A 1,403-nucleotide genomic window follows, 5' to 3' on the forward strand; every position below is an offset into this window, starting at 1 on the left:
TGATGCCATACTTCCAGGAAAAGCCTCTAAGCTTCAGATTATATGGAATCGTACCCCAAACCGACACAGGTGGTCAGGTAGAGAATACTAAGGCGCTTGAGAGAACTCGGGTGAAGGAACTAGGCAAAATCGTACCGTAACTTCGGGAGAAGGTACGCTCCTATCTGTGATGAGACTTGCTCTCTAAGCGGACGGGAGCCGCAGTGACCAGGTGGCTGGGACTGTTTATTAAAAACACAGCACTGTGCAAAATCGCAAGATGACGTATACGGTGTGACACCTGCCCGGTGCCGGAAGGTTAATTGATGGGGTTATCCTTAGGGAGAAGCTCTTGATCGAAGCCCCGGTAAACGGCGGCCGTAACTATAACGGTCCTAAGGTAGCGAAATTCCTTGTCGGGTAAGTTCCGACCTGCACGAATGGTGTAACCATGGCCACGCTGTCTCCACCCGAGACTCAGTGAAATTGAAATCGCAGTGAAGATGCTGTGTACCCGCGGCTAGACGGAAAGACCCCGTGAACCTTTACTACAGCTTGGCACTGAACATTGAACCTACATGTGTAGGATAGGTGGGAGACTTTGAAGATGAGACGCTAGTTTTGTTGGAGTCAACCTTGAAATACCACCCTTGTAGTTTTGATGTTCTAACGTTGGCCCCTGAATCGGGGTTACGGACAGTGCCTGGTGGGTAGTTTGACTGGGGCGGTCTCCTCCTAAAGAGTAACGGAGGAGCACGAAGGTTGGCTAAGTACGGTCGGACATCGTACGGTTAGTGTAATGGTAGAAGCCAGCTTAACTGCGAGACAGACACGTCGAGCAGGTACGAAAGTAGGTCATAGTGATCCGGTGGTTCTGAATGGAAGGGCCATCGCTCAACGGATAAAAGGTACTCCGGGGATAACAGGCTGATACCGCCCAAGAGTTCATATCGACGGCGGTGTTTGGCACCTCGATGTCGGCTCATCACATCCTGGGGCTGAAGTCGGTCCCAAGGGTATGGCTGTTCGCCATTTAAAGTGGTACGCGAGCTGGGTTTAGAACGTCGTGAGACAGTTCGGTCCCTATCTGCCGTGGGCGTTTGAGAATTGAGAGGGGTTGCTCCTAGTACGAGAGGACCGGAGTGAACGAACCGCTGGTGTTCGGGTTGTCATGCCAATGGCATTGCCCGGTAGCTACGTTCGGAACTGATAAGCGCTGAAAGCATCTAAGCGCGAAGCAGGCCTCGAGATGATTTCTCACTAGAGCTATAAGCTCTCTGAAGGGCCGTTGGAGACTACAACGTTGATAGGCAAGATGTGGAAGTGCTGTGAGGCATTAAGCTAACTTGTACTAATTACCCGTGAGGCTTAACCATACAACGCCAAACGCGTTTTATGTGACAGTTCAAGCAAGAAGTTAATAT

The 1,403-nt window shown here is 50.8% G+C and carries 1 rRNA gene; it reads left to right on the forward strand.

Going from position 1 to position 1,403, the window contains the following annotated elements:
• Positions 1–1,355: ribosomal RNA gene (locus tag AAEY55_RS18020) — 23S ribosomal RNA — on the forward strand; the annotation flags it as partial.
• Positions 1,356–1,403: the final 48 nt, after the last annotated feature.

This window comes from Pseudoalteromonas sp. 120-MNA-CIBAN-0494, assembly GCF_040308885.1.
GTDB lineage: Bacteria > Pseudomonadota > Gammaproteobacteria > Enterobacterales > Alteromonadaceae > Pseudoalteromonas > Pseudoalteromonas nigrifaciens.